General features: G+C 61.4%; 21 protein-coding genes and 2 pseudogenes. 12 read left to right on the top strand and 11 right to left on the bottom strand.

The window, feature by feature from the left end; genetic code table 11:
- Positions 1-3 precede the first annotated feature (3 nt).
- Complete coding sequence (locus PPRO_RS02260) at positions 4-363, top strand: toxin-antitoxin system HicB family antitoxin (protein ID WP_011734409.1); 360 nt, start codon at positions 4-6, stop codon at positions 361-363.
- A gap of 163 nt (positions 364-526) precedes the next feature.
- Here PPRO_RS02260 and PPRO_RS02255 read toward each other — a convergent pair whose 3' ends face one another.
- The 7 genes and pseudogenes from PPRO_RS02255 to PPRO_RS02225 form a co-directional block, all read right to left on the bottom strand.
- Complete coding sequence (locus tag PPRO_RS02255; RefSeq protein ID WP_011734408.1) at positions 527-847, bottom strand: hypothetical protein; 321 nt, start codon at positions 845-847, stop codon at positions 527-529.
- Positions 848-979: 132 nt separating this feature from the next.
- The gene (locus PPRO_RS02250; RefSeq protein WP_011734407.1) at positions 980-1228 is read right to left on the bottom strand and encodes a hypothetical protein; all 249 of its coding nucleotides are present in this window, start codon (positions 1226-1228) and stop codon (positions 980-982) included.
- Positions 1229-1247: 19 nt separating this feature from the next.
- Positions 1248-2078, bottom strand: a pseudogene (locus PPRO_RS02245) (ExeA family protein).
- The gene (locus PPRO_RS02240; protein WP_011734404.1) at positions 2068-3522 is read right to left on the bottom strand and encodes an IS481 family transposase; all 1455 of its coding nucleotides are present in this window, start codon (positions 3520-3522) and stop codon (positions 2068-2070) included. Before PPRO_RS02240 ends, PPRO_RS02245 begins: the two are co-directional and overlap by 11 nt.
- A 154-nt stretch (positions 3523-3676) precedes the next feature.
- Positions 3677-4111, bottom strand: coding sequence for a hypothetical protein (locus PPRO_RS02235; RefSeq protein WP_198138261.1), 435 nt, complete (start codon positions 4109-4111; stop codon positions 3677-3679).
- Between the two features lie 245 nt (positions 4112-4356).
- Entirely contained in the window at positions 4357-4659 is a 303-nt protein-coding gene (locus PPRO_RS02230; RefSeq protein ID WP_198138316.1) for a site-specific integrase, read from the bottom strand.
- Between the two features lie 290 nt (positions 4660-4949).
- Positions 4950-7763 (bottom strand): GPMC system transcriptional regulator, encoded by a 2814-nt coding sequence (locus PPRO_RS02225; protein WP_011734401.1) that lies wholly within the window; start codon positions 7761-7763, stop codon positions 4950-4952.
- A 176-nt stretch (positions 7764-7939) separates the two neighbouring features.
- Between PPRO_RS02225 and PPRO_RS02220 the strand changes: the two genes are divergently transcribed.
- Together PPRO_RS02220 and PPRO_RS02215 are read left to right on the top strand one after the other, a co-directional pair.
- Positions 7940-9154, top strand: coding sequence for a molybdopterin molybdotransferase MoeA (locus tag PPRO_RS02220; protein ID WP_011734400.1), 1215 nt, complete (start codon positions 7940-7942; stop codon positions 9152-9154).
- 46 nt (positions 9155-9200) lie between these two features.
- Positions 9201-10052 (top strand): deoxyribonuclease IV, encoded by an 852-nt coding sequence (locus PPRO_RS02215; protein ID WP_011734399.1) that lies wholly within the window; start codon positions 9201-9203, stop codon positions 10050-10052.
- 83 nt (positions 10053-10135) lie between these two features.
- Here PPRO_RS02215 and icd read toward each other — a convergent pair whose 3' ends face one another.
- The 3 genes from icd to PPRO_RS19255 form a co-directional block, all read right to left on the bottom strand.
- Positions 10136-11548 (bottom strand): NADP-dependent isocitrate dehydrogenase, encoded by a 1413-nt coding sequence (gene icd / locus PPRO_RS02210; protein ID WP_011734398.1) that lies wholly within the window; start codon positions 11546-11548, stop codon positions 10136-10138.
- Positions 11549-11580: 32 nt separating this feature from the next.
- Positions 11581-12600, bottom strand: coding sequence for a triphosphoribosyl-dephospho-CoA synthase (locus PPRO_RS02205; RefSeq protein WP_011734397.1), 1020 nt, complete (start codon positions 12598-12600; stop codon positions 11581-11583).
- Positions 12601-12812: 212 nt separating this feature from the next.
- A complete protein-coding gene (locus PPRO_RS19255) occupies positions 12813-13205 on the bottom strand; it encodes an MBL fold metallo-hydrolase (RefSeq protein ID WP_049759619.1) in 393 nt (130 codons plus the stop codon).
- Here PPRO_RS19255 and PPRO_RS21145 point away from each other — a divergent pair.
- The 8 genes and pseudogenes from PPRO_RS21145 (at position 13204) to PPRO_RS02165 (ending at position 21615) form a co-directional block, all read left to right on the top strand.
- Positions 13204-13494, top strand: a complete 291-nt coding sequence (locus tag PPRO_RS21145) for a hypothetical protein (protein ID WP_049759618.1) — start codon at positions 13204-13206, stop codon at positions 13492-13494. The two genes, PPRO_RS19255 and PPRO_RS21145, sit on opposite strands and share 2 nt — an antisense overlap.
- A gap of 283 nt (positions 13495-13777) precedes the next feature.
- Positions 13778-14209, top strand: coding sequence for a single-stranded DNA-binding protein (locus tag PPRO_RS02195; RefSeq protein WP_011734395.1), 432 nt, complete (start codon positions 13778-13780; stop codon positions 14207-14209).
- A gap of 489 nt (positions 14210-14698) precedes the next feature.
- Complete coding sequence (locus PPRO_RS02190) at positions 14699-15499, top strand: PilZ domain-containing protein (RefSeq protein WP_011734394.1); 801 nt, start codon at positions 14699-14701, stop codon at positions 15497-15499.
- A gap of 225 nt (positions 15500-15724) precedes the next feature.
- Positions 15725-17539: an ABC transporter ATP-binding protein gene (locus PPRO_RS02185; protein WP_011734393.1), complete on the top strand. Its 1815-nt coding sequence runs from the start codon at positions 15725-15727 to the stop codon at positions 17537-17539.
- Positions 17540-17629: 90 nt separating this feature from the next.
- Positions 17630-18238 (top strand): hypothetical protein, encoded by a 609-nt coding sequence (locus PPRO_RS02180; RefSeq protein WP_011734392.1) that lies wholly within the window; start codon positions 17630-17632, stop codon positions 18236-18238.
- A 32-nt stretch (positions 18239-18270) separates the two neighbouring features.
- Positions 18271-19089 (top strand): annotated as a pseudogene (locus PPRO_RS21795) (AAA family ATPase).
- Positions 19090-19091: 2 nt separating this feature from the next.
- A complete protein-coding gene (locus PPRO_RS02170; protein WP_011734391.1) occupies positions 19092-21062 on the top strand; it encodes a TraB/GumN family protein in 1971 nt (656 codons plus the stop codon).
- 112 nt (positions 21063-21174) lie between these two features.
- Complete coding sequence (locus PPRO_RS02165) at positions 21175-21615, top strand: hypothetical protein (protein WP_011734390.1); 441 nt, start codon at positions 21175-21177, stop codon at positions 21613-21615.
- Positions 21616-21620: 5 nt separating this feature from the next.
- On the opposite strand, the gene hemB is transcribed toward PPRO_RS02165, so the two are convergent.
- Positions 21621-22598, bottom strand: a complete 978-nt coding sequence (gene hemB / locus PPRO_RS02160) for a porphobilinogen synthase (RefSeq protein ID WP_011734389.1) — start codon at positions 22596-22598, stop codon at positions 21621-21623.
- A 276-nt stretch (positions 22599-22874) separates the two neighbouring features.
- Between hemB and PPRO_RS02155 the strand changes: the two genes are divergently transcribed.
- On the top strand, positions 22875-24128 hold the full coding sequence (locus PPRO_RS02155; RefSeq protein ID WP_011734388.1) for an outer membrane beta-barrel domain-containing protein: 1254 nt from the start codon (positions 22875-22877) through the stop codon (positions 24126-24128).
- The last annotated feature ends 73 nt before the right edge of the window (positions 24129-24201 follow it).

The raw sequence follows: 24201 nt of genomic DNA, 5'->3' as shown, positions 1-24201 counted from the left end.
TTTGTGCACTATCCCCAAAGAAAGGTGGCTCTTCTGCAGAAGAAAGCCCCCCCGGCACAGCCAAGCTTTCAAAACCGTGAACCGTCAACAATTGTCGCAGCGGTGAGAGTTTACAAGGCTTTCAACTGCTGGATTACCGCCCAGGTGGACATGGGGCGGGAGATACCGGCCCTGCCCCATTACGACGAAGAGAGCAAGCCGGTCAAATTTGTACAGCGCCTTCTCCGTTCGCTGCATGCTTCGATCCAGGCTCGGGCCAAGGCCGAAGGGGTAAGCATCAACACCCTGGTGCTTGCCCTTATCGCCGAAGGCCTGGGACGGCGTGAAGGCGCTCCCCCGGGTCAGCCCGCGAAAAAGAATTGAAGCCGCTCCGATCCGAGCGCCTGCTGTAACCGGCCTGGTCCTTTACGCCGGTTACGGGAAACGGAAATGGCTGACCAGAACCATCGGCATACGCTACATGCAGGAGCGATGCAAGCCCCCTACGATCTTCGCAGGGGGCTTGTTCTTTGGGTTCCCGGATTTGCTACTTGCCCCGTGCATCGGCACTGTTGATCACTTTCACTCCAACTCCCTCGACCATCAACCGCTCCATCTCGTTGCAGATCCTCAACAACGGCTCCCGCAGGCCGTGAACGGCGATCTTCTTCAACCCGGTCCGTGCCCGCAACTCGGCGGCCATCATCCGGGCGTGTCCGCTCTTGTTCAGGTTCTGGGGGCGGTACAGCGACAGGAAGATCCAGGGGGAGCCGAGCGGGTTGCGCTCCTTCCGCTGCATGAGGATTACCAGAGACTGGCGGCTCAGCGGCACATGCAGCGCCTGCCGGTTCTTGGTGAGAGTAAACACGATAATCGAGGGAGGTTCAGACTTGCTAATTGAGGGATCATTGCAGGCCCTGACCTGACGATCATGGATGCTGGATGGGCAGCGGTTGAGCCCTGCATAACAGTAGGTTCATCCGCCGCCCCCAGGTTTTTCCTACCTCAGTTGCCGCATGAGCTCCCTTGCCTTCTTCCGGCTGTAACCGATGTCCTCCCTCGATACGTCATACAGATAGACCGGATAGTTAAACCCTGTCTTGATGAGCAGTCCTCCGTTCCAGTCAGTGATCATGGTGATGCTTCTAATATTCCGACGGTAGCGGAACCATGTCGTATTTTCCTCCGTGATCTCCACATCGAGCGTTTCCAGCCGTCTTTTCTGGGGGTTATACACAGTGCATTCCATATCCACCTCCCGGGCTATTTCAGGAACGGCGCGGCTGACGCACGGGAGGAGTGAATAGGTCGAAGTAGAGGGGTTCGTCGATGCGCGGGAGGTTGCGCTCGGCGGCGGCGGTGAGCAGTTCCGCCGCCATGTGTGTGAGCACCCGCAGGTTTCCGTGTGCATGGGTTGCCAGGGTTTGGATCAGCTCCGGTGCGATCAACTGGGGCGCCCCGGCTTTCTGCAGGACGTAGTCCAGGTAGGAAGCCAGCTCCTGCGGGGTGAGCGCGGAGAGTTCCAGGCGGGCGCGGATGCGACTGCCCAAGGGTAGGAGTTCCGGGGTGCGGAAGCGCTGGGGGAGCCGGGCGTCGCCGCACAGCACGGTGAAGAGCAGGCTCTGGGAGTCGAAGCTCGCGCTTTGCAGGAGCCTCAGTTCGGTCAGGCACTCGGAGCTGACCTCCTGAGCCTCATCGACCAGGAGCAGCGGGCGCAAGAGAGTCGCTGCACAGTGTGCGCGCCAGCGCTCACGCAGCGCCTTGAATCCGCCATACCGGTTGGCGGGATTGAGCTGAACGCCGAATAGCTCTCCAAGCTCGCGATAGAAATCGGCGACCTTGCTTTGGGGGCGCTCCATCACCCCCACTACGATGTCGGGCAGTTGTCCCAGGCGGGCGCCAAGCCACTGCAGGGTCTTCGATTTGCCGTAGCCCGGCTCACCGGTGATCAGGGAGAACCCGCCCTAGGAGACCAGGGACTCCAGGCGCCGGGCAAAGAGTTCGGCGCCCGGCAGCGGCCAGAGCGCCTCCACGGGAAGCGCCGGCACGAACGGGTTGTACTTGAGCCCGTAGAGGGCCAGGAGAGTCTTATCGTTCATCGGGACCCTCCTTCACGGCAAGATAGGCCGGTGGAAGCCCGGTGGCGGCGTAATCCGCCAGCCACTTGCGAAGCAGTGCGGGCATCTCCTCGGGTGAGGCGTTCGCCTGGGCCGACTGCGCCGCAACCGGTTCCAGAGTGCGGCGCTGACCGGAGGCGTTTTTCTCCTTGTCCTGGGGGAGCAGCCGGGCCAAGGGATTGCAGCTGTCGGGATCCACTAGAACCATCCGGCTTACGTCCCAACCGGCATGGCGTAACGTCAGGCGGGGGAGATGCCTGAACCGCGACGGGACCTCGAAGCGCACCCCCTCGACCGTCACGGTTGCATCGCTTTTGCGCTGGGTGCGCGTAACCTGGCGGGTGAAGGCGAGATTCAAGGAGTCCATGTCGGGAGCCGAGCGGGAGACCTCCGGTCCGGCGAGCAGGCGCTCGATCGGAGCGCAGCCGATCTCGCTGTGGGTACGGCGGTGATAGTCCTGTTCGACCCACGCCTGGGTGGTGCGGTTGAGGAACTCCAGCCGCAAGGGGCTCACCCCGCGCAAAAGCTCCATGAGACGTCCCTCAAGCTGCGCCCAGAACACCTCCTGTTTCCCGTTCATATAGGGCGAGTAAGGAAGGGTTGTGTCGTGGCTCACCCCGAGTCGGGCCAGCCCCTCCCGGGTTTCCTCCGCCAGCATCGCGCTTCCATTATCGGTCATCAGAGCCCTGGGAAGCCCACGTTTCAGCATCGCCTGCGTGAGAGCATGCGCGAGGTTCTGGGCGCTTTCCGCCAGATACCACTGCAGATGGCAGCAGAGCCTGCTCCGGTCGTCCAGAACCGCGCACACCAGGGGCGTCTGCCAGCCCCCCTCCTCGTCCAGCACCTTGAGGCTTCCCTGGTGGAAGTCGAGGTGCCACAGGGCGTGCACGTGGCTCGCCTCATAGCCGCGAATCTCACGGCTTTCGCGGCGCCGGACGGCGCGGCGTTGTCCTTCGGTCGGGTTCGCGGGCTCGCGCCTTTTCTGCCACCCCTTCTCCCGCATTCGGCGAAGCACGCTCTGGTAGCTCGGCAAGGCTCCCATCTGGGGCTTTTGGGCCACTTCGGCGGCGAGGTTGTCGTAGTGCAGTTGCACCGTCCAGCGAGGATACCTGGCATACTGCACTTCCAGGGCGCTCAAGAGCGCCTCGGACAGCGCAATCTGACACCCGGCGTCCGAACGCGCCTTGCGACTCAGCGCAGCGATCGGGTCCGCGGCGTCCTTCGCCTGGTAGTACCAGCGTTCGAGCGTGGAAAAACCAAGTCGTATAGACTTCTCCGGGAGCAGGGGATGCCGGTACACCCTCTCGCTCAATTCCCGGATCTTTCCCTGCAACTCCCCGCTCGCGGCAGGGCTCGCCAATAGCGGTCCGATCACCTGCAGCCGAAACCTGGCCCAGCGCTGCTTCGGGACTACATTCTTCTTCATTTAAGGCTCCTTTCCGGCCGCCATCCAGGCGTCTCCACTGTGGAGCACCTTCGGGTCAGCCAAGAGCCGCCTTATAAACCATTCCGAGCCCGATGCGAATCCGCCATCTTTTGCGCGGACCCTTACGACAGTCCAGCTCCCTCGCCGATCCTGTTCAAAAGCCGCATCCCGCAAGCAGTCGCAGACAGCGCACCAACGCCGTTTCCGGGCCGTCGCGGCCAAGCCCCAGGCGCTCCAGCACCCCCAACGGAATCGCTTCCGCCGCCACTGGAGGGATCAGGAGACCGCGCAATCTTTGCCAGGTTGAGGTATGCGGGAAGGTCGAGCGAAAAAACGCCAGCCAGCGTCTGAAAGTCGAGAGGGTGACGCCGAAGAGGTCCATGATCTTGCGGGCGCTGTAACCCTTTTCCCGCTGTTGGCGAAGGGCTGTGGCGACAACGATCACCCCGCCCCAATAAACACGCCGGCCCAGGAAGAGCACCGATGGCGGCAAGGTCCGTCGTCGGCAACCTTCACGACCGCAGCAAAGACTATGGCGTATGAAGAATGTTTCGAACAGGTTGGCGGGGCCGCCACGGGGTTTGCGCACATAGGCGCCTCGGTGCAGCGGTCCCGAACAGTAGGGCAACCAAGGGAGCGCACCCCCTCGGCAAGGTCGACGTCGATGTTATAAAGGAGGGAAAAAAGCTTCTGACGCTGAATAATTTCTGGTAGCATGACTCCTGCCTGATTCCTGCTGGGCAAGGAGGAGCCCCCGTCGATTCCGCCAAGAAAAGTGAGGGGGCTTCTCCATCTTTTCCTCACATTTCTCGTCTATTTCTCGCCTAATTTCCATCAATTTTTCTGATCAGCCTCATTGGTATCCGGGATGAATATTACCCGCTTCTCAAGGTCCACGTGCTCCCAGCGGAGCCCCGCCGTTTCTTCGCTCCTCATGCCCTGGTACAGGCAGACCAGGTAGCAGTCGAGCAGGATCTCATTGAACGCCTGGATCCCCACATAGAAGGCCCTGAAGTCATCCCCTTCAAGGCGGTCCTCCCGCGCCTCGATCCGGCGCATGTGCTTGCCGAAGCGCAGCACCGCAAGCGGATTGGACGGTACGGACACCGGGTACTTCACCCGGGCGTAGTTGAACACGGCCGCCAGCATCACGAAGGATATAAGAAATATATTTCTTACTATGTAACACCGAGTTTGTGTTTCGTGGGGAAGGGACGAGGCTCTCACGTGCGGAACACCCGACAGGACAAGTATGTTTTCGTACCTAAAACCCGTCTGCCATACTTTAGGTACGATATAGGTGCGATGAGAATTAAAAAACCCGCTAAAGCCTTCACAGCTCTTAGCGGGTTACATTCGGCAAAACGAGTCCAAAACATCTGATTTTTATGTGTTTTTAACAGTCATTCACAATTCTTCATAATGCTTCATATCTTAACCGTCTTGTAGAGGAAGTTTTTGAACTTGAACAGCCGGCGCTGCACCTCGCCGGCATCTCCGGTATTATCCACCGCCTTCAGGTAACGGGCAACCGCCGGCATGGTCTTGCCCGCCATTGCCCGCGCCCGTTCGATTACCTGGCGCACCGTTTCCCGGGAGATGTCGCTGCGGGAGAACGGTTCGTAGATGTCGGTCCAGAAATCCCCACCCGCCTCGATGCGCTCCAGAATGGTCTCTGCCAGCCGCTTGTCCAGATCCCGCGCAACGGGGCGGCAAGCGGAGATGTCCCCGGCGGCAGTGCCGGCGATGGCCATGCGGATGTCCTCTCCGATGATGGTGTTCCGGGTGCGGAAGAAGAGCGCACGCAGCAGGATACTGCGCAGTTCGCGTATGTTGCCCTGATAGTTGTGGCGCCTGAGTTCCTGCTTGGCATCCTCGGAAAGCACCGGCGGCTGGTCGGGAAGTTCAGCTTCACTGCGGTAGGTGCGGAAGAGTTTCCCCAGGAAGTGCACCGACAGGTCCGAGATATCCTCGCGCCGCTCGTTGAGTGACGGAAGCCGGATGGAGAGCTCGGAGAGGCGATGGAACAGGTCTTCGCGGAAGTTCCCCTGGGCGATCTCTTCGGGGAGGTTGCGGTTGGTGGCAGCCACCAGCAGCACCCGGCTGAAGCGGTCGGTGTTCTCCCCCAGCCGAACAAAGCCGCCATTGTCCAGGAAGCGCAGCAGCTGCACCTGGGTCTTGGGATCGGCATCACCGATTTCGTCCAGAAAGACGACCCCCCCCATGGTCTCTTCCAGAATCCCGCGCCGGTCGTTATAGGCGCCGGTGAAGGCTCCCTTCTTGTGACCGAACAGCTCCGAATAGGTCAGCTCCCCCGAGTAGGAGGCGATATTGGTCTTCTTGACCGGCAGTTCGCCGCTGGGATTAATGTGGCTGCGGTACAGTTCGTTCAGCTTGTTGTAGAGGTTGTTGAAGAAGAACTCCTTGCCCGAGCCGGTCGGTCCGGTGATCAGGATCGAGGGAAGGCCGATGGTGGCCTCCTGGGGGATGTTGCGGCTCCAGAAGGTGATCCGGTTGAAGAGCGGCAAGGAGACGGTGTTGATAAACTCCACCACGGCCTGGGTTGTGGGGCTGTTGCCGATGATGTTTCCCAGGCGGTAGGACGAGACGTGCGGGTCCTTGTAGGCCACGTCGGTTGTCAGGCGATTGACCTCGCTCTGCAGTCCCTCGATGCGCTGCAGGTCGGAAATGTGGCGCGCCGTGAGGGAGCCTATGATCTGCAGGATGCGGCGGTGTTCCTCGCGGAAATAATCGTAATGCTGCGAATTCAGGCAGATGACGGCGATCACCTCCTCGTCGCAGATGATCGGGACGGCGATCTCGCTCTTGAGCAGCTCGCTCATGGAGCGGTGGAATCCGCCGGTCTGCAGCTCCTGATCCACCCGGCCGATGATCTTGGGCTGCTTGGTGTGGGCCACATAGCCGGTCAGGCTGCGGTCGGCGACTGGCAGATCATCACCTCCCACCGGAAAGGGGGGGATGTTCTTCTTGAGCCATTCCTTGTTCTTGGCGCCGATGATGGTGCCGTTGTCGTCCTCAACCACCAGCCACTTGCGGCTGTCGCGCTCCCTGATCAGGCCGATGCTGCCGGTGTCGGCACCGATCAGTTCGGTTGCCTTGGAAAGCACCTTGGTCAAAAACGGCTGCAGGTTCTCGGCCCGTTCGTTGAGCAGGTCGGATATTTCCGAGAGGACCCTGATCTCCAGGTGTTCGCCGCCGACCTCGCTGATCACCCGTTCCACCAGCTCGGCATGGGTTTGGAGCAGCCCCATCTCGAAGCCGGTGAAGCGGTTCAGATCGCGGGAGAAATAGTTGACCAGGCAGATGACCCGCCGGCTGTCCGGCGCGTAGCGGGGTACGATATACATGGAGCGCAGCGCCATGGCCTCGGTAAGAACCGGCTTCTGCAGCGTGTGCCGGGTCAGGTCGGCGATGTAGAGCGGGCGGAGCAGACGTTCGTCCACGATGACGCCGTGGGCATCCACATACTGGGCCAGCAGCGATGAGCCGGGGTGCAGGTTGGTTGCCCCCTGCTGATCGTAGAGGTTTTTGAGTTGCGGGTCGTCGGAATAGCTGGCCAGGATGCTCAGGGAGAACTCCTCGGCGTCAATCTGGTTCAGCACCAGCACCGACGCCAGCGAGACCTTCTTGACCAGTTGTGCCGCCGATTTTACCATCATGCTGGCCGCTTCGCGCGCCCTGAACTCCTCCAGGCGACGCACCAGCTGGACCTGCTGATGATAGATGCGGGCCTCGTCAAGCCGCACCGCCATGGAACCGGCGAATTCCGACAGCTGCGACCTAGCCTTCCCGCTCAGCCGCTCGGCGCTGGTCTCGTGATCGATGCAGAGAACGCCGATTGACTTGCCCAGGCTGACGAGGGGGGTAATGTAGCTGGAGTAGAAGCCGAAGCGGTTGGCGAACTCGTCGTCGGGCGTGACGGTCATGCCCCTGTTCAGCCTGAATTCAGCGGGATACTGGCTGGCAAAGACCCGGGAGACAATGGTCTCGGAAGAGAATATGGGAAAGGCGAACTCGCGCAGCTCGTTCTCCAGGTGACCGGTGGCGTGCACGCAGGAGAGTACGCCGCGGGGCAGATCCTCCAGGTAGATGCGCACCCGTCTGCTGCCGGAGATGAGATAGGCGCCCTCGGTCAGGGCATAGAGCAGCTCCCCCTGGTTTTCCTTGCCGTAGGTGACGATTTTGGAGTGGATCTGTTCAAGCTGTTCATCGAACGTCATGGCGACCTCTGTGTAATTTGTTACACAGGTGAGTATATCCCGGACCGACGAAGGGAGTCAAGCAGGGAGGCGCTCCCCTGCCAGGATGCCGCGAAGGGCAGGACCGCTGGCCTCGTCACGGTTGTATTTGACTCATCTTCCCGCTATTCTGTCACGACTCTACTCAGGAGGGGTATATGCTGTCGTTCGAAGAGGCTCGCAGAACCATACTGGCCCATGTCCGGCCCCTGGGCACGGAGCGGGTCCCGCTGCTGGACGCTCTCGGCCGCGTGCTGGCCGAGGACGCGGTCGCCCCCTGGGACATGCCCCTGTGGGACAATGCGGCCATGGACGGGTATGCGGTGCGCGCAGAGGATTGCGGCACCATTCCCCGCAGCCTGAGGGTGAGCGGGTTTCTTCCCGCCGGGGGCGGCACCGCGGGGGAGCGCCTGGAACCGGGATGCGCGATCAGGATCATGACCGGCGCTCCGCTTCCGGACGGCTGCGATGCCGTGATGCCGCTGGAGGAGACCGACAACGGAAAGCGCTATGTCACGCTGCTGCGGCCGGTCAAGAAGGGGCAGCACATCCGCTTTCGGGGCGGGGTGGTCAGGGAGGGAGGTGTCTTTGCCGCCGCCGGCACGCCTGTCGGAGCACCCCTCATCGGCATGTTGGCCAGCTTCGGCATGACCATGGCTCCGGTGTGGCGGCGGCCGGTTGTGGCCCTGCTCTCCTCGGGAGACGAACTGATCGAGCCGGGCAGGACGCCCGGGCCGGGACAGATCGTCAACAGCAATGCCCTGGCGCTGGCAGCAGCGGTACGGGAGGCGGGCGGAATCCCCCGCATGATCGGCATTGCCCGCGACAACCGGGTGAGCCACCATACTCTGTTGGCCGAGGGGTTGGGGGCGGACATGCTGGTCACCTCGGCCGGTGTCTCGGCCGGGGACCGCGATTTCGTGCGCGATGTGCTGGAGGAACTGGGGGCACGTCAGCTCTTCTGGAAGGTGGCAATGAGGCCCGGTGGGCCAAGCGCCTTTGCCCTGCATGGCTCCACACCGGCCTTCTGCCTGCCGGGCAATCCCCTGGCAACCCTGATCACCTTCGAGGAGTTCGTACGACCGGCACTACTCAGGATGCAGGGTTTGCGGTCGGTTCTGCGTCCGCTGTTCAGGGCCGTACTCCGTGACGAATTTCGCAAAAAGCCGGGCATCCTGCAGATCGTGCCGGTCCACCTGGAGCGCGACGAGGGAAGATGGTACGCCTCCTTGACCACCAGACAGGGGACGGTCATTGGCGGGGATGCAAGCGGCGCCGAGGCACTTGCCGTCCTGCCGGCCGAATCCGGCAGTTGCGACGCAGGAGACCAGGTGGAGGTACACCTCTGGGGAAACCGCTCCGACCTGATCTGAGGCGAAGCAACCGGAATGAAAAATCACGTGAATACAGAGGTGAGCAATGCCTGATTATCTTGGCGCCCACATGTCCATAGCAGGCGGCCTGCACCGGGCCATTGACCGCGCCATGGCGACCGGTTGCGGCGTGCTGCAGATCTTTACCCGCAACTCCAATCAGTGGAAGGAAAAGACGCTGAGTGATGCCGATGTGGCCCTGTTCAGGGAGAAATTCGCGGCTTCCGGCCTGCGCGAGGTGATCTCCCACGACATCTACCTGATCAACCTGGCTTCCGCTCCGGGGGAGGTTCGCGACAAGAGCCTGGCGGCCTTCCGGGACGAACTAGAGACCTGTGCCCGACTAGGCATCGACAGGGTGGTCATGCACCCCGGATCGCATCTGTCCGACAGTCCGGAAGCTGCTCTGACGCGGGTGAGCCAGGCCTTCGACCGGCTCTTCCAGGAGGTGCCGCTCTTCCAGGGAAGGGTGCTGCTGGAGACAACCGCCGGCCAGGGGACCAACCTGGGGCGGAACTTTCAGGAGCTGCGGACTATTATCGACGGTTGCCGTTATCCGGAGCGTTTCGGGGTCTGCTTCGACACCTGCCACACCTTCGCCGCCGGCTACGACATCACCAGCGAAGAGGGGTACCGCTCCACCAAGGAAGAATTCGACCAAATCATCGGGCTCGACCGACTGGAATGCTTCCACTTCAACGACTCCAGGAAAGGGCTCGGCTCACGGGTGGACCGCCACGAGCACATAGGCCAGGGCATGCTGGGGCTCAACCCCTTCCGTTTCATCTTGAACGACCAGCGCTTCGCCACGACGCCCAAGATCCTGGAAACCCCCAAGGGGGACAATGACGAGATGGACGGGATCAACCTGGGGCTCCTGCGGGGGCTGGTGACCTGAGACGCCGTACGCGCAGCACACACAAACAGGCCGGGGCAGTCCCGGCCTGTTTGTGTGTATTCTCACCTGCCTTGGAAATACGGTCACATATTCCCGATCAGAGCGTCGGCGAAGCCGGAGCAGCTCACCAGGGTGGCCCCCTCCATCAGACGCTCGAAGTCGTAGGTGACCTTCTTCTGGGAGATGGTCCTGTCGATGGCGGCGATGACCAGGTCGGCAGCCTCCCGCCATCCCAGGTACTCCAGCATCATCACGCCGGAGAGGATCACCGAACCGGGGTTGACCTTGTCCTGGTTGGCGTACTTGGGCGCCGTGCCGTGGGTGGCCTCGAAGATGGCGTGGCCGGTCAGGTAGTTGATGTTGGCACCCGGAGCGATGCCGATGCCGCCCACCTGGGCTGCCAGGGCGTCGGAGAGGAAGTCCCCCTCCAGATTCATGGTGGCGATGACGTCGAACTCTTTGGCGCGGGTCAGTACCTGCTGCAGGGCGATATCGGCGATGGAGTCTTTGATAAGCAGGAGTTTCTTCCACTGGCCGTTGCCGTGGGTCGCCATCAGCCCCAGGGCGGCCTGCACCTCGTCAACGATCCTTTGGCGCTGGTTGGGCGTCATCAGGTCATAGCCCGGTTCGATCAGCCGGGCGTTCTCCTCCGGCGCCATGGTGGGGTTCTTGTCCTGGTTGGCGATGATCCAGCTCTCCCGTTCGGTGACCACCCGGTCGCGGAACTGTTCGGTAGCCACCTGGTAGCCCCACTCCTTGAAGGCCCCCTCGGTGTACTTCATGATGTTCCCCTTGTGCACCAGGGTGACCGAGCGCCGTCCCTGCTCCAGGGCATAATCGATGGCGGCCCTGACCAGGCGCTGGGACCCCTCCTTTGAAATCGGCTTGACCCCCAGGGAGACGCTGCCCGGGAAGCGGATATTGGTGACCTTCATCTCCTCCAGCAGGAATCTCTTGAGTTTTTCGCACTCGGTTGTGCCCTGCATCCACTCGATACCGGCGTAGATGTCCTCCGTGTTCTCCCGGAAAATAACCATGTCCACGTCCTGGGGTTTCTTCACCGGCGACGGCACCCCCTGGAAGTAGCGCACCGGCCGCAGGCAGACGTACAGGTCCAAAAGCTGGCGCAAAGCCACGTTCAGCGAGCGGATGCCGCCGCCGATGGGGGTGGTCAGGGGCCCCTTGATGCCCACCAGGAACTCGCGGTAGGCATCCACGGTCTCGTCCGGCAGCCAGGCCCGGTCTCCCATGCTCTCCCTGAACATGTTGAAGGACTTCTCGCCGGCAAAGACCTCCATCCAGCTGATCTTCCGTGCTCCGCCATAGGCCCTGGCAACGGCGGCGTCCAACACCCTCTTCGCCGCCCGCCAGATGTCGGGGCCGGTGCCGTCTCCCTCGATGAACGGGATGATGGGGTTGGCGGGGACCCGAAGCTTGCCGTCGCTCCCCATGCTGATCTTCTCTCCCTGCGGGACCGTGAGGTAGGTGTAGTTCATGCCACATCCTTTCTGTTGGATCTGAATCGGGTTTACCAAGCCGTGCAGCGAACAGCCTGGAGCGCCTCAAAAATGGCCTCTTCATACAGTGAATTGGGCGGCACCTGATACTGCAGTCCGGCAGCAGGGGAGCCGGAAAACCAGGCGGCGCTGTCCGGGCGGGTGCGGATCAGCGGCGACAACTCGTCAAGATGACAGACCGTGCCGCTGGCGATATGCGCGGTTTCATCGGCCAGGGTAATCTCGTTGCGAAACAGCAGGTAGCCGTAGGAAAGACCAAGCAGGTCGGCAACACCACCCATGGTGATCCCCTTCAGAATGTAGATACGGTTCAGCCCGGCCAGAAAGGAGACGTAGTCCCCCCCCGTGGAGATGATCCGCTCCAGCACCCGGCCGTCGCGCCTGATACGGGAGAGGGCGAAGGGCCCGCCGCGGTGCAGCGTGGTAGTGTCCTCCACCGCCTGCATCAGTTGCGCCAGCATGGCAAAGGAGGCGCTCCTGAAGCAGCTGCAGCGCTCCATGCTTGATCGGAAGGCGGGCAGGGCCGTGACGAACAGGGAAGGGAAACCGGCCAACGCCTCCCGGACGATTCCGCCTGCCCGGTAGCGTTGCCTGACCTGCCTGCCGTGTGTGCTTTTTCCCCCGTAGCTGTTGAAAAAATCATCGGCCAGGGAGGTGATGGTCACACGCAGGGAGCGTTCACCCGGGGAGCGGGTATGCCAATGGGCGATCAGCAGCAGGCCGCTCAGAAACAGGTAGCCCCGGTGGGTATTGGTTCCCCGCGCCTGGAGCATGTTGCGTTCGGCCCGTTTGGCTATGGCCACCTGGTGCTCGAAACGCTCCCCGCAGCTCAGGGAGCGGAACAGTTCAAGCAGGTAGTCAGCAATGGAGTGTATGGAACGCTCCATGGTGGAGAGCGACAGGTCGGAGTGCGACCCGGAATCGGCCAGGTCAACCAGTCCCGGCTTTGGGGTCAGGTAGAGTTCCAGGGCCGCTCCCCTGACCAGGGATTCAACCAGCCGCCCAACCTCTCGTTGATGCGAGGAACTCATGGCTGTTCTCCCCCCTGGTTGGCTGACACGAATGGCGGGTGAAACCGGCATTGGCTGCTCCATCCATCTGCCGGGGCGCAGTCCGGATTCATCTCCCCGCCTCCCGTATGTCCCGGTGTGCTTGATCTGTGTGCTTTCATGGATTTCCGTATGGTTTCAAGTTGTTGCTGCAAGCAAGTGTACACCCGGCGCCCAAAAACACAACCATGATTTCACGCCCCGGCAACCAGTCCCCGCTGTTCCAGTTTGGCAGCGTCGATGGAGAAGTGCGGTCGTTCGTCGACCCTGAAAACCAGTACCGGCAGTTTGTGATCCAGGATCTCCGCCGCCACCGTCAGGTAGGGGCATGACCAGATCTCCCGACTCTGGCGCTCTTCTTCTCCAGCAAAATGGCGCCTAAACCTTTCCGGACCAGGGAAGCTGAAATGCAGGATACGGTCGGGAAGTACCTCGTGGACCCGCAGGGTGAACCAGGTCGGCTCGGCCAGGTTCCACTCAAAACCGGCCAACAGGTGGCCGACACGTTCCGCGATGCCGGCAGGGCCGTACAGGTCAAGGGGATGGGGCGAGGCATGGTGATGGCGCACCAGCGTGGGGACCCCCATGATGTGGTCCATGTGGGCGTGGGTGATGAAGACGGCCCGGATCGGCTTGACTACCCAGTTTTGCCAAGTGGGCGATCTGGCCGCAGTCGAACAAAAGGGCACTCCCCAGGGGGCGGATGCGCAGAAACAGCAGCGGGTCGTCCAGCAGGCCGCCAAAGAAGGCCGGCTCGCAGTAGCGGAAGGGAAGCCTCCGTTTTCCCCGTGGCGCGGTCACAGTGCTCTCCCGCTGGAGTGGCACCATCCCGGCGCGGCCGGTCCGGCGCCGGCACTGATCTGTAAATCCGCCTGAAGGGTGGGAAACATGGGCGCCTCACGCAGAGAGAAGGTTCCATAGTGGTACCACGATTCGTATCGCTTTGCCATGGCCCGTGACAACCGCAGGTCACCTATTCCGGGTCAGCCCACGGAAAACCTCGCCCCATTCAGGGTGCTGGTTGATGTGCCGCCAGGGGAATTTTTTTGCTGTTGAGTAAGCCTTGCATCTGAGGTATTGTTTGCAAAAAATTGCACAGTCTGTTTTGGGGCGAGGGAGGTCCTGTCCACGCGCCCTTTTACACACAAGGAGCACAACCATGGCCAGTCTCAACAAAGTAATGCTGATCGGAAATCTGGGCAGGGACCCGGAGGTGCGCTACACCGCATCCGGTCAGGCCGTTGCCAGCTTCAACCTGGCGACCACCGAAAAATTCAAGAACAGGAACGGGGAATGGGAGGAGCGCACTGAATGGCACCGGGTGACCCTCTGGGCCCGTCTGGCCGAGATCGCCGGGGAGTACCTCTCCAAGGGCAAAACCGTCTACATCGAGGGACGCCTACAGACCAGGGAATACGAGAAGGACGGTATCAAGCGCTATACCACCGAGATCGTGGGAGAAAAGATGCAGATGCTCTCCCCCAAGGGTGAGCGCCGCAGCAGTGGTGATTCCTACTCCCCCGCACCGGCGGGCACCAGTGGCGGCGGCTATGAACCGCCCCCCTTCCAGGATGACGACATTCCGTTCTGACGACTACCCCTTTTGTTTTGCCAAAAATACAAGCCGTAAAACCTCATGGTTTTGCGGCTTGTGCCGTTTCAGGACGAGAAAAAGGGCATCCGATATCAAATGTCACCTCCGAACCGCGTTCGGCATGGCCAGCCTGAGTGCCATGACAAGAACTGGCCGGCAACCGGGGAATGGCTCGGACCGGCACAACCCCTGCCGCGCCGTTGATTTCAAAGACTTGCATCTTAATGAAAAACGCGTCTTGACAGTGTCCGACCCTTTTGATTACGCTGGCTATACAGAGCCAGGAGAGCGCAGAAAAACGTTACACCCAAGCCATCCGCGAGGATGGGGCGCAACGCCTCAGGATCTTACGAAAACAGCCGGGTTGCCGAACCACTTCCAGGTGATTGATCGGCAGCCTGTTTCGTGTCCACCTATCAGGCGACAGCAACGATGCCGGCATGCTGTCATCTTCCCCATGATCACCGGTCAGGCGAGGTTACGGCCATGAGTGACTCCCACGAACAAAAAGTCGATATGAGCAAGTATTTCAACCGCAGACAGAGGGTCTACCTGATCAACGCATCGGAGAACCGTGACCATGATCTGTATGAATCCCTGAGCGGGACCATCGTGGGGCGCGGCGGAGATTCCGTTGCGGTGCAGCTTACCTACCCCCGCGACTGCGCGCACCCTGTCGGCGAATCACTGAACCATGCCTACAAGCTGACCACCGAGGTGATGGGCAACGGTATCCAGGTGATCGCCGATCTACTCAGGGTTGAGGAGGGCTCTATCCTTCATCTCAGGCTGCGCAGCAATCTGGAGATGTACCAGCGTCGCCAGGCACCCCGCATCGATGCCAGCATTCACCTGTCCCAGTTCCAGGGAAACAACTCACTGGACGCATTTCGCCGCGAGTTCGACCGGATCAGCGGACTGATGAAGAACCGGGAGCTTCCTCCCGGCATCAGGATGCAGGAGACAACGATCAATCTCGGCGTGGGCGGCATCCGCATCGCGTCAGAAAGCGGGACAAGCCCTTCGCCGCTCTCCCTGTTCCTCCTCGGCCTAGACGAGGGGCAACTGCCGGTATGCGCCCTGGGTGACCTGGTGTGGAATCGGCTGGAGAGCGGCGCACGGGTGTGCGGCTACCGCTTTATCCAGATCAGCAAGACTGACCAGGAGCGGATCAACGACTACATCCTGTCGCTGCGCAAGAAACAGAAGATTTTCACCCCCCTGCCCAGGGCCAACTGGGAGTTGATGGAGCGAATGGTGTATGACGGGGCGCTCTGGCAGCGCTGATCTCAGCGGATGCTTCGTCGCCAGAAAGGCAGCAAGGCGAATCCTGCCGCGTTTCCCTGTTTGACGGCATTGATATCGGGCCAAAGCCCCCTTTGCAGAGAAGAGAAATATTCTGCTGGCGCCAACCTCGCCCCCCCGCTCTTCAAAGGAGGAGAGCCTGGCTGTTCAGCCCGTTATCGAATTGAACAGAGCTGGGAAAACATGTAGACTCGTTCCCGTCCGCACATGGCGCCCGTCCGGGTTGCAGCGTTTTTTCGGATCGGCCCCACTGGATGCGAACCAAGACCAAACCCCGGGAAAGCAACCACCATCAAAGATCTTTCCAGACTCATCCCCCATATCCGCTCGCTCGGCCGGCGCTACACCGGCGGAGCACTGCTCCTCCTGGCAACCAATGCCCTGGCCCTGCTGATCCCCTGGTATATGAAGCTGGCTGTGGAGGCGCTGCAGCGTCCGGCCAGCGCCCGTCTTTCCGCCACTACCTGCGCCCTGCTCATCGTTGCCCTGGCCGTGGCGCACTGCGTCACCCGCATCTACTCTCGGACCCTGATTCTCAACGCGGCCCGCATCATCGAATACCGTATCCGCGAAGAGCTCTTCCAACGCCTGCTGCTGCTGGACCTCCCCTTCTTCTCCGGCAGCAGGACCGGCGACATCATCTCCCGCTTTGCCAACGACCTGACCAACGTGCGCATGCTAACAGGCTTCGGCGCCATGAGCGCCATGAATACCCTGATCCTCTATGGCGCCGCAGTGACGATGATGTGGCGCATCCACCCCTGGTTGACCCTCTGCGCCGTCGTACCCTTTCCCCTGATGGTGCTCTTGGTTAAGAAGGTCAGCCAGCACATGTTCAGGCGTTCCCTGGCTGCCCAGGAGGAGCTGGCCAGACTGTCCAGCCTGGCCGAAGAATCGATCTCCGCAATTCGGCTGGTCAAGTCCTACTGCCGTGAGGAGCATTTCCAGGCCCTGTTCCAGGAGATCGCCGGTAGATACCTGGAGCACAATCTGGTCATGGGGCGCCTGCGCGGCCTGATCATCCCGGTGATGGCGGTTGCCACCGGCGCCGGAACCCTGATCGTCCTATTTCTGGGAGGGCGCCTGGTGATAGCCGGGACAATTACCCTGGGGGATTTCGTCGCCTTCAGCGGCTATCTGACCATGCTGGTCTGGCCTACGGCCATCATGGGCTGGATCCTGACCATGATGCAGCGGGGGGCCTCATCCATGTCGCGACTGAATGCCATACTGACCGCCGAACCGGCGGTTGCGGATGCGGCGGATGCGGTTTCCCAGGAGGGGGTGCGTCAGGGGATCGAGTTGCGCGGGCTCACCTTCGGCTATGACAACGGCAAACTACTGGACGACATCTCCTGCCATATCGCCGCGGGCGAGCGGATCGGCATCACCGGCGAGGTTGGCTGCGGCAAGTCGTCCCTGCTGCGGCTGATCCCGCGCCTGCTGCCGGTGGATGACGGCATGATCCTCATCGATGGAAAGGATATCAACCATATCACCCTGGCCAGCCTGCGTTCCCTGATCGGCTACGTGCCCCAGGAGGCTTTCCTCTTCTCCCGCAGCATCCGGGAGAACATCGCCTATGGAGTGGAAGACCAGTGGGTCGATGTAAGCAATGCCGCCCGCCGGGCCGGCTTCACGGATGACGTGAACAGCTTCCGTGACGGCCTGGAGACGTTGGTGGGGGAAAAAGGGGTATCACTCTCCGGCGGTCAGAAACAGCGGCTCTCCATTGCCAGGGCGCTGCTGCCGGGGCCGCGAATCCTGCTGTTGGACGACCCGCTCTCGGCGGTGGATGCCGGGCGCGAGGAGGAGGTCCTGAATGAGCTGCGCGGCTTCTACGGCGACCGCACCGTGCTGATCGTCTCCCACCGCCTGTCGGTATTCAGGGACTGCCACCGGATTCTGGTTCTGAAGGATGGACGGATCGCCGAGCAGGGGAGTCCCGCCGAGCTGCTGGCGCTTGACGGCCTGTACGCCGGGATGCAGCGCATGCAGCGATTGCGGGACGAGCTGCTGTAGCCTGACAGACACCAGACCACCTTCTGGTGGTCTTTCTGGCGAAAAAAGGGTACACATAGCCATGGTACAACGGACAGGAAAGGAAGAGAGATGACCGAGGCGGTCACGTTCTGGCTGGACAACAAGATTTCATCGGGAGTGAAGGTGGCCGAAATCGGCCAGCAACTGCTGGTTTCATACCGGGACAGGTTTTACGTGGTCGAGGGAGGCGCCGCCAGGATGAAGGGGAGCAGGCCGCTGCACTACTCCAAATCGTCCCTGCCGACGGTCTGGAAGAAGGCCATGCGGGGGATACAGCCGCCGACTCCCGCGCTCCCCCCCGAGGAGGACGCCTGCCTGCCCCGAACCACAGTTACCAGAAGGGAGCGCACACACATGGAAAAACCAGCCACGATCCAGGCGACGCAACCAGAAACAGCGCCAGCAGAGGCACAAGCCCGGCAAACGCTGGCCACGCAGCCAGCCGCGGCAAAGAAGACCAGGCCAAGGTCAGCCATCCCGAAAAGCGCCGCCAAACCGGACGCCCAGAGCATGGTTGTCGCCGCCTGTCCCTACTGCAACCACAAAAACCAGCTGCCACTGGAGAAGGGGAAGAACGGCAAGCCGTTCTTCACGGCCTGTACCAGGTGCGAGCGGGATTTTGCCGTGCGCTTCGTAGCGGTCACGGCCTACCAGGCCCAGGTGGCAGCCTTCACATAGCTCAGAGTGAAGAGCGGGAGAGAATCAGAGACATGAAACAGCTAACCCTTGACGGCATCACCCTGGCCCTGGCCGGGCCGGTGGAACTGGATCTGAAATGGGTCGGCCAGGAGGAGCTGCTGCAGCAGCTCCTGGCGGCCTGGATGGTGATCGACGATCGTGACATCCCCTTCAACCCGCGCCTGGTGGGCAAGCCGGGGGTGGGCAAGACCACCCTGGCCTATGCCGCTGCCAAACGGCTGAAGAGGCCCGTGTACCTGTTCCAGGCCACCATGGATACACGGCCCGAGGACCTGATCGTCACACCGGTGATCGGGCCGGATGGCAAAATCCAGTACGCGGCCTCATCGCTGGTGTCGGCCATGCTCACCGGCGGGGTGCTGATCCTGGACGAGGGAAACCGCATGAGCGAGAAAGCATGAGCCTCCCTGGCGCCCCTTTTGGATGACCGCCGCTATGTGGAGTCCATCGTGACCGGTCTGCGCATCCCGGCACAACGTGAGTTCCGCATCGTGGTCACCATGAACGAGGACTCCTCCACCTTCGAGATCCCGGAGTACATCCACTCCCGGCTGCAGCCCCAGATCTACATCGACTTCCCCGAGGCGGACGAGGAACTGGTGATCCTGAAGGAGAACCTCCCCTTTGCCGACAACGCCATTCTCGGCTATGTGGTGCAGTTCCTGCAGCGCGCCCACGGTGCGGATGAGCTCTACTCGGTCAGGGACGGCATCAACATCGCTCGCTACGCCCTGAAGGTCTCCGCCACGAGCGGCACTCCAGCCCAGGAGCTTTTGCAACTCTCCGTGGAACGCATCCTGGGGAGCGAAGCGCTGACCTACCTTCCCTGACCATGCCTCGGCGTCTCTACCTGGAACGCTTCGGTCCCGTTCACGCCCTGCCGGTGTTGCACTACCGCATGGAGTTCGCGCACCTGGTGCGCATGGCCTTCGAGCAGGTCAGACCCCAGGCGGTGGCGGTGGAACTGCCCCCCACCCTGGAAGAGCCTTTCCTGCGGGGAGTACGGCGCCTGCCGCAGGTTTCGGTGATCAGCTACCGGATCGACCCGAAGATAGGCAAGGCACAGGGAGAAACTGCCTACCTGCTGCTGGAGCCTGCTGACCCGCTGGTGGAGGCGGGCCGGATGGCACTGGAGCGGGATATTCCGCTGCACTTCATCGATGTGGATACGGACGTCTACCCCCGCCACCAGGAGCGGCTCCCCGATTCCTACAGCATCTGCCGCATCGGCCTCAAGACCTACTATCGTGAATATCTGAAGGTTTCAGCCGAGTTCCCCCACTGCAAAGAAGACCTGCGCCGGGAACAGGGGATGGCCTTCCGCCTGAAGCAACTGGCCGAACGGTACGAACGAATCCTCCTCATCTGCGGCATGGCCCATCTTGAACGGATCCGGCAACTCTTCTCCACACCCTTGGCAGCGCCCCTGGAGCGCATCCGGCGGGAGGGGGTCAGTCTCTGGAACCTGCATCCCGATTCCTGCCGGGAGATCTTGGCGGAATTCCCCTTCCTCTCGGCGGTCTACGAACAGCGCCGCGGACCACTCCCCGAGGAGCCGCGGGAGAGCGGCTCCGGGCTGCGCAAACGCTTCCATGCCCTGGAGCTGATCAACGGCGGCAGGCAGGAGCTTTCCGAAGAACAGCTCCTGGGCAACGCCATCCAGCGCAGCGCCCGCCACCTGGGACAGAAGGGGCTGTTTCCGGACCGGCAGCGCATCATCTACCAGCTCTTCTGCGAGGCTGGCCGCCACTATCGCCAGGAAACCGGCGAAAGCGTCTCCCTCTGGCAGAAGCGGGCCTTCTTCCGCTTTGCGCGCAATCAGGCCCTGGCCGGTGGCCAGTTGATGCCGGACCTGTTCCAGATCCTGGCAGCCGGGCGCGGTTGCGTTGATGACAACTTCGCCCATGCACTCTGCCGCCTGGCCACCCACTACCCCTGGCAGTCAGAAACCAGTGACCTGGCCACCATCCGCATCTCTCCCGAGGATTTGTGGGGCGATGTGCGCCGGATCCGCTTCCGTCCACGTCAGAAACGGCGCAAGGGGCTCTCGTCGTTCGGCTTTCTCAAGCGCAAACGGGAGCGCCGGCCCGGCGAATGGCTGGAAGGGTTCGACGATCCGTCCATCTGCTCCTACCCGCCGGAAGATCTGGCCCTGGAGGAGTACGGCCGTTTCCTCAAGCACAAGGGGTGCCTGCAGCTCTCCCAGGAGCAGAGCCGCAGCGAAAAATTCAGCACCTCGCTTCTGGACGGCATCGACCTGCGGGAAACCATGCGCAACCTGCACGAGGGGGGTATCTACGTCAGGGAACAGCGACGGATCAGGGGCGGGGTCGGCTCCCTGGTGGTGATCTTCAACGAGGACCGCCATGGCAAGGGCTACCCCTATCGCATGACCTGGCTGGGGGAGCACGAGCAGGAATCTGACATGGCCTTCTATGCCACCGACCCGACGGAGAACGTGGTCGGCCCGGGCATCTGCCGCTGCGAATACGGCGGCTTCATGCTCTCCTATCCGCCACGGCGCATGCTGGATGTGTGGCATGATCCGGAGTATTGCACAGCCACTACCCGTGCGGAACTGCTGCTGATGGCGGCACTGGACTACTCCCTGGAGCGCCATGTGATCTACGTGGCGGCCCGGCCTCCTCGCAGCATCTTCAGGCAACTGGCGGCCCGCATGGACCGCACCATCGTCTTCATCCCGCTGGGCTCTCTATCGCCCCTCAAGCTGAAACAGATACGCATCATGCATATCCTGGCCGGCAGGGACAAACGGCCCATTGCCCGGGAGTACATCTGGTGACCTACCGACCAGGCACCGTTACTTCGGGAATGCATCAAAATCCGGCGTTTAGCCGTTGAAAAGCTTTACAGTGGCGGTATACAAGACTGTTACACGATATCAGGAGGGGAATATGAAACAGATACTGTGCGCAGCACTAATTGCAACCGTGCTGGCGACACCGGCGTTAGGGGCAAAGCTGTACCTGAAGGATGGCGGAGTGATCCAGGCCAAGCGGGTCTGGCGTTCCGACGGCAAGGTGTATGTGCTGGCGACCCGCGACACCCTGACCAGCTTCGAGCCGTACGAGGTCAACCTGAAGCGGACCTTCCCCAAAACCAAACGGCACAAGGCCAGGATCACGCGCAAGAGAGTCGGCGCAGTTCGGCCGGCAGTGGCCGCTGCCTCCTCGGTGGGAGAGACCGCGGCGACCCCCAAGCCAGAGGAAAAGAAGCGCTCGTTCAGGCTTCCCAGGATGCCGGAGAAATCACCAGAAAGCCTGGTGCCGTCAACGGGCGGCGGCGGGGCGATCAGGCAGCACAAGAAGGAAATGGCGGAACGCCTGGGGGAATAGGCCGCCTAGTTCCGCCCAAGCCAGCGAGCCACATCCTTGGCATGATAGGTGATGATGATATCGGCGCCGGCGCGCTTGAAGCCGAGCATGGTCTCCAGCACAACCCGCTCCTCGTCGATCCATCCGTTTGCCGCAGCGGCCTTGACCATGCTGTATTCGCCCGACACGTTGTAGACCGCCAGCGGCAGGTTGCAGCTGTTGCGTAGGTCGCGCAGGATATCCAGATAGGGGAGTCCGGGCTTGACCATGATGATGTCGGCTCCCTCGTCGATGTCGGCGGAAGCCTCGCGCAAAGCCTCCCTGCGGTTGGCAGGATCCATCTGGTAGCTGCGGCGGTCGCCGAACTGGGGTGTTGACTCGGCAGCCTCGCGGAAGGGTCCGTAGTACCCGGAGGCATATTTGACCGCATAGCTCATGACCGGAACCGAGCTAAAGCCGCTATTGTCCAGTGCTTCGCGTATTGCCGCCACACGGCCGTCCATCATGTCCGACGGCGCCACCATGTCGGCCCCGGCCCTGACATGGGAGAGCGCCTCCTTCGCCAGCAGTTCCAGGGTCGCGTCATTGTCCACGTCGCCATCCTCGATCACGCCGCAATGACCGTGATCGGTGTATTCGCAGAGACAGACATCGGTGATGACCGTCAGACCAGGCACTTCACGCTTGATGGCGCGAATCGTTTCCTGGATGATGCCGCTGTCCGAATAGGCGTCGCTCCCCACCCCATCCTTACTCTCTGGAATACCGAACAACAGCACGGCCGGGATACCCAGTCCCTGCACCTCCCTGCACTCCTCCACCAGATGCTCGATGGACTGCTGGTAGATGCCCGGCATGGAGGAGATCTCCTTCATGATGCCGCTGCCGAAGGCTGAAAACAGCGGGTAAACCAGATCATCGACCGACAGGCTGGTCTCGCGGACCATCCGCCGCATGGTTTCATTTCCCCTAATCCTGCGCGCCCTGAAGTACGACTCCCTCATCACTTACCCCTCCATTCCAGCCATGTTCGTCACTGGCGAAAACAGTACTGCAAACAAATGCCAAAAGGCAAGCTTTCATGGCGAGCCATAGCACTGTCACGAAAAAAGAAACCTGAAAACTTGTGCTTGAAAACTGAAGTGTTATGCTTGACCCATACCACGATCCAGAAGCGGCGCCGGGGACTTTTGTATTGCATGAAGACAAAAGAGTGTGCTAAGAATTTTAAGATGGAGATTGCTTAATCGTAGTACAAACCCAAAAGAAGGTTCAACAACATGAAAAAGACAGCAAGAATCTCGTTGCTGGTGGCAGGCTCCCTGATAGCTCTGGCAACAGCCGCATCCGCCGAAAATAGAGAAGGCGCATTCTCGCTCTCACCCGTAATCGGTGGAATCACGTTCGGAGGCGGTCAGCACCTGGAGACCGCGCCGGTCTACGGCATCCGTGCCGGGTACAACTTCACCAAGGCGTTGGGCATCGAGGCCCTGTTCGACTACTCCAACACCGAGCCGACCAGTAACGGCAGCAAGCTCACCAATGGCAAAAACACCGACTACTACCGCATGGGCGGCGAGCTGCTCTACCACTTCTTCCCCGACAACAAATTCGTCCCCTACTTCGCCGCCGGCTATGCCGCCCATACCTTCAAGGGGGCCGTTCCGGCCGGAGAGAGCTCAGATGTCAAAGGCGTGGGCGACTACGGCTTGGGCGCCAAGTATTTCCTGAACGACAAGGTCGCCCTGCGCGGCGATGTGCGCCACCTGATCTATCGCCAGGCAAGCGAGACCCAGCACGCGGTTGAATACACCATGGGCCTCCACTTTCCCTTTGGCGGAAAGACGGAAGCCGCTCCCGTGGCTGAACCGGCGCCCGAACCGGTGGTGGCACCGGTTGCCCCATCTGACAGCGATGGCGACGGCGTGTTCGATACCGCTGACAACTGTCCCGGAACTCCCCAGGGCGTGAAGGTCGACGCAAAGGGCTGCCCCCTGGATTCCGACAGGGACGGCGTCTATGACTATCAGGATAACTGCCCCGGAACGCCGGAAGGCGTGAAGGTCGACACCAAAGGTTGTCCGCTGGATTCCGACAAAGACGGCGTCTATGACTCCTATGACAAGTGCCCCGGCACCCCGGAAGGCACCACCGTGGACAAGACCGGTTGCCCGGTCAAGCTCTGCAGCCCCACGGTTCTCAACATCGAATTCGACACCAACAAGTCCAACATCAAGCCACAGTACAATGACGAGCTGAAAAGGGTTGCCGACTTCCTGGCCGAATTCCCCACCGCCAAGGGAGCCATCGAAGGCCACACCGACAACGTGGGCGGCAAGGCATACAACATGAAGCTCTCCCAGCGCCGCGCCAACAGCGTACGCAGCTATCTCATCAAGACCTTCAATGTCGCTCCGGAACGCATCAGCGCCAAGGGCCATGGCCTCACCAAACCGGTAGCCAGCAACAAGACCGCCGACGGCAGGAAGCAGAACCGCCGCATCGAGGCAAACTTCACCTGCAACGGCAAATAACGGCCGGCTGAAGCATTCCTCTCGCACAAACGCCCCTCCGGAATCGATCCGGAGGGGCGTTTGTGCATTTCAC

The sequence above is a fragment of the Pelobacter propionicus DSM 2379 genome, from assembly GCF_000015045.1.
Classification (GTDB): domain Bacteria; phylum Desulfobacterota; class Desulfuromonadia; order Geobacterales; family Pseudopelobacteraceae; genus Pseudopelobacter; species Pseudopelobacter propionicus.
The sequence above is the reverse complement of the archived record's forward strand: the minus strand, read 5'-3'. Positions and strand labels throughout refer to the sequence as shown.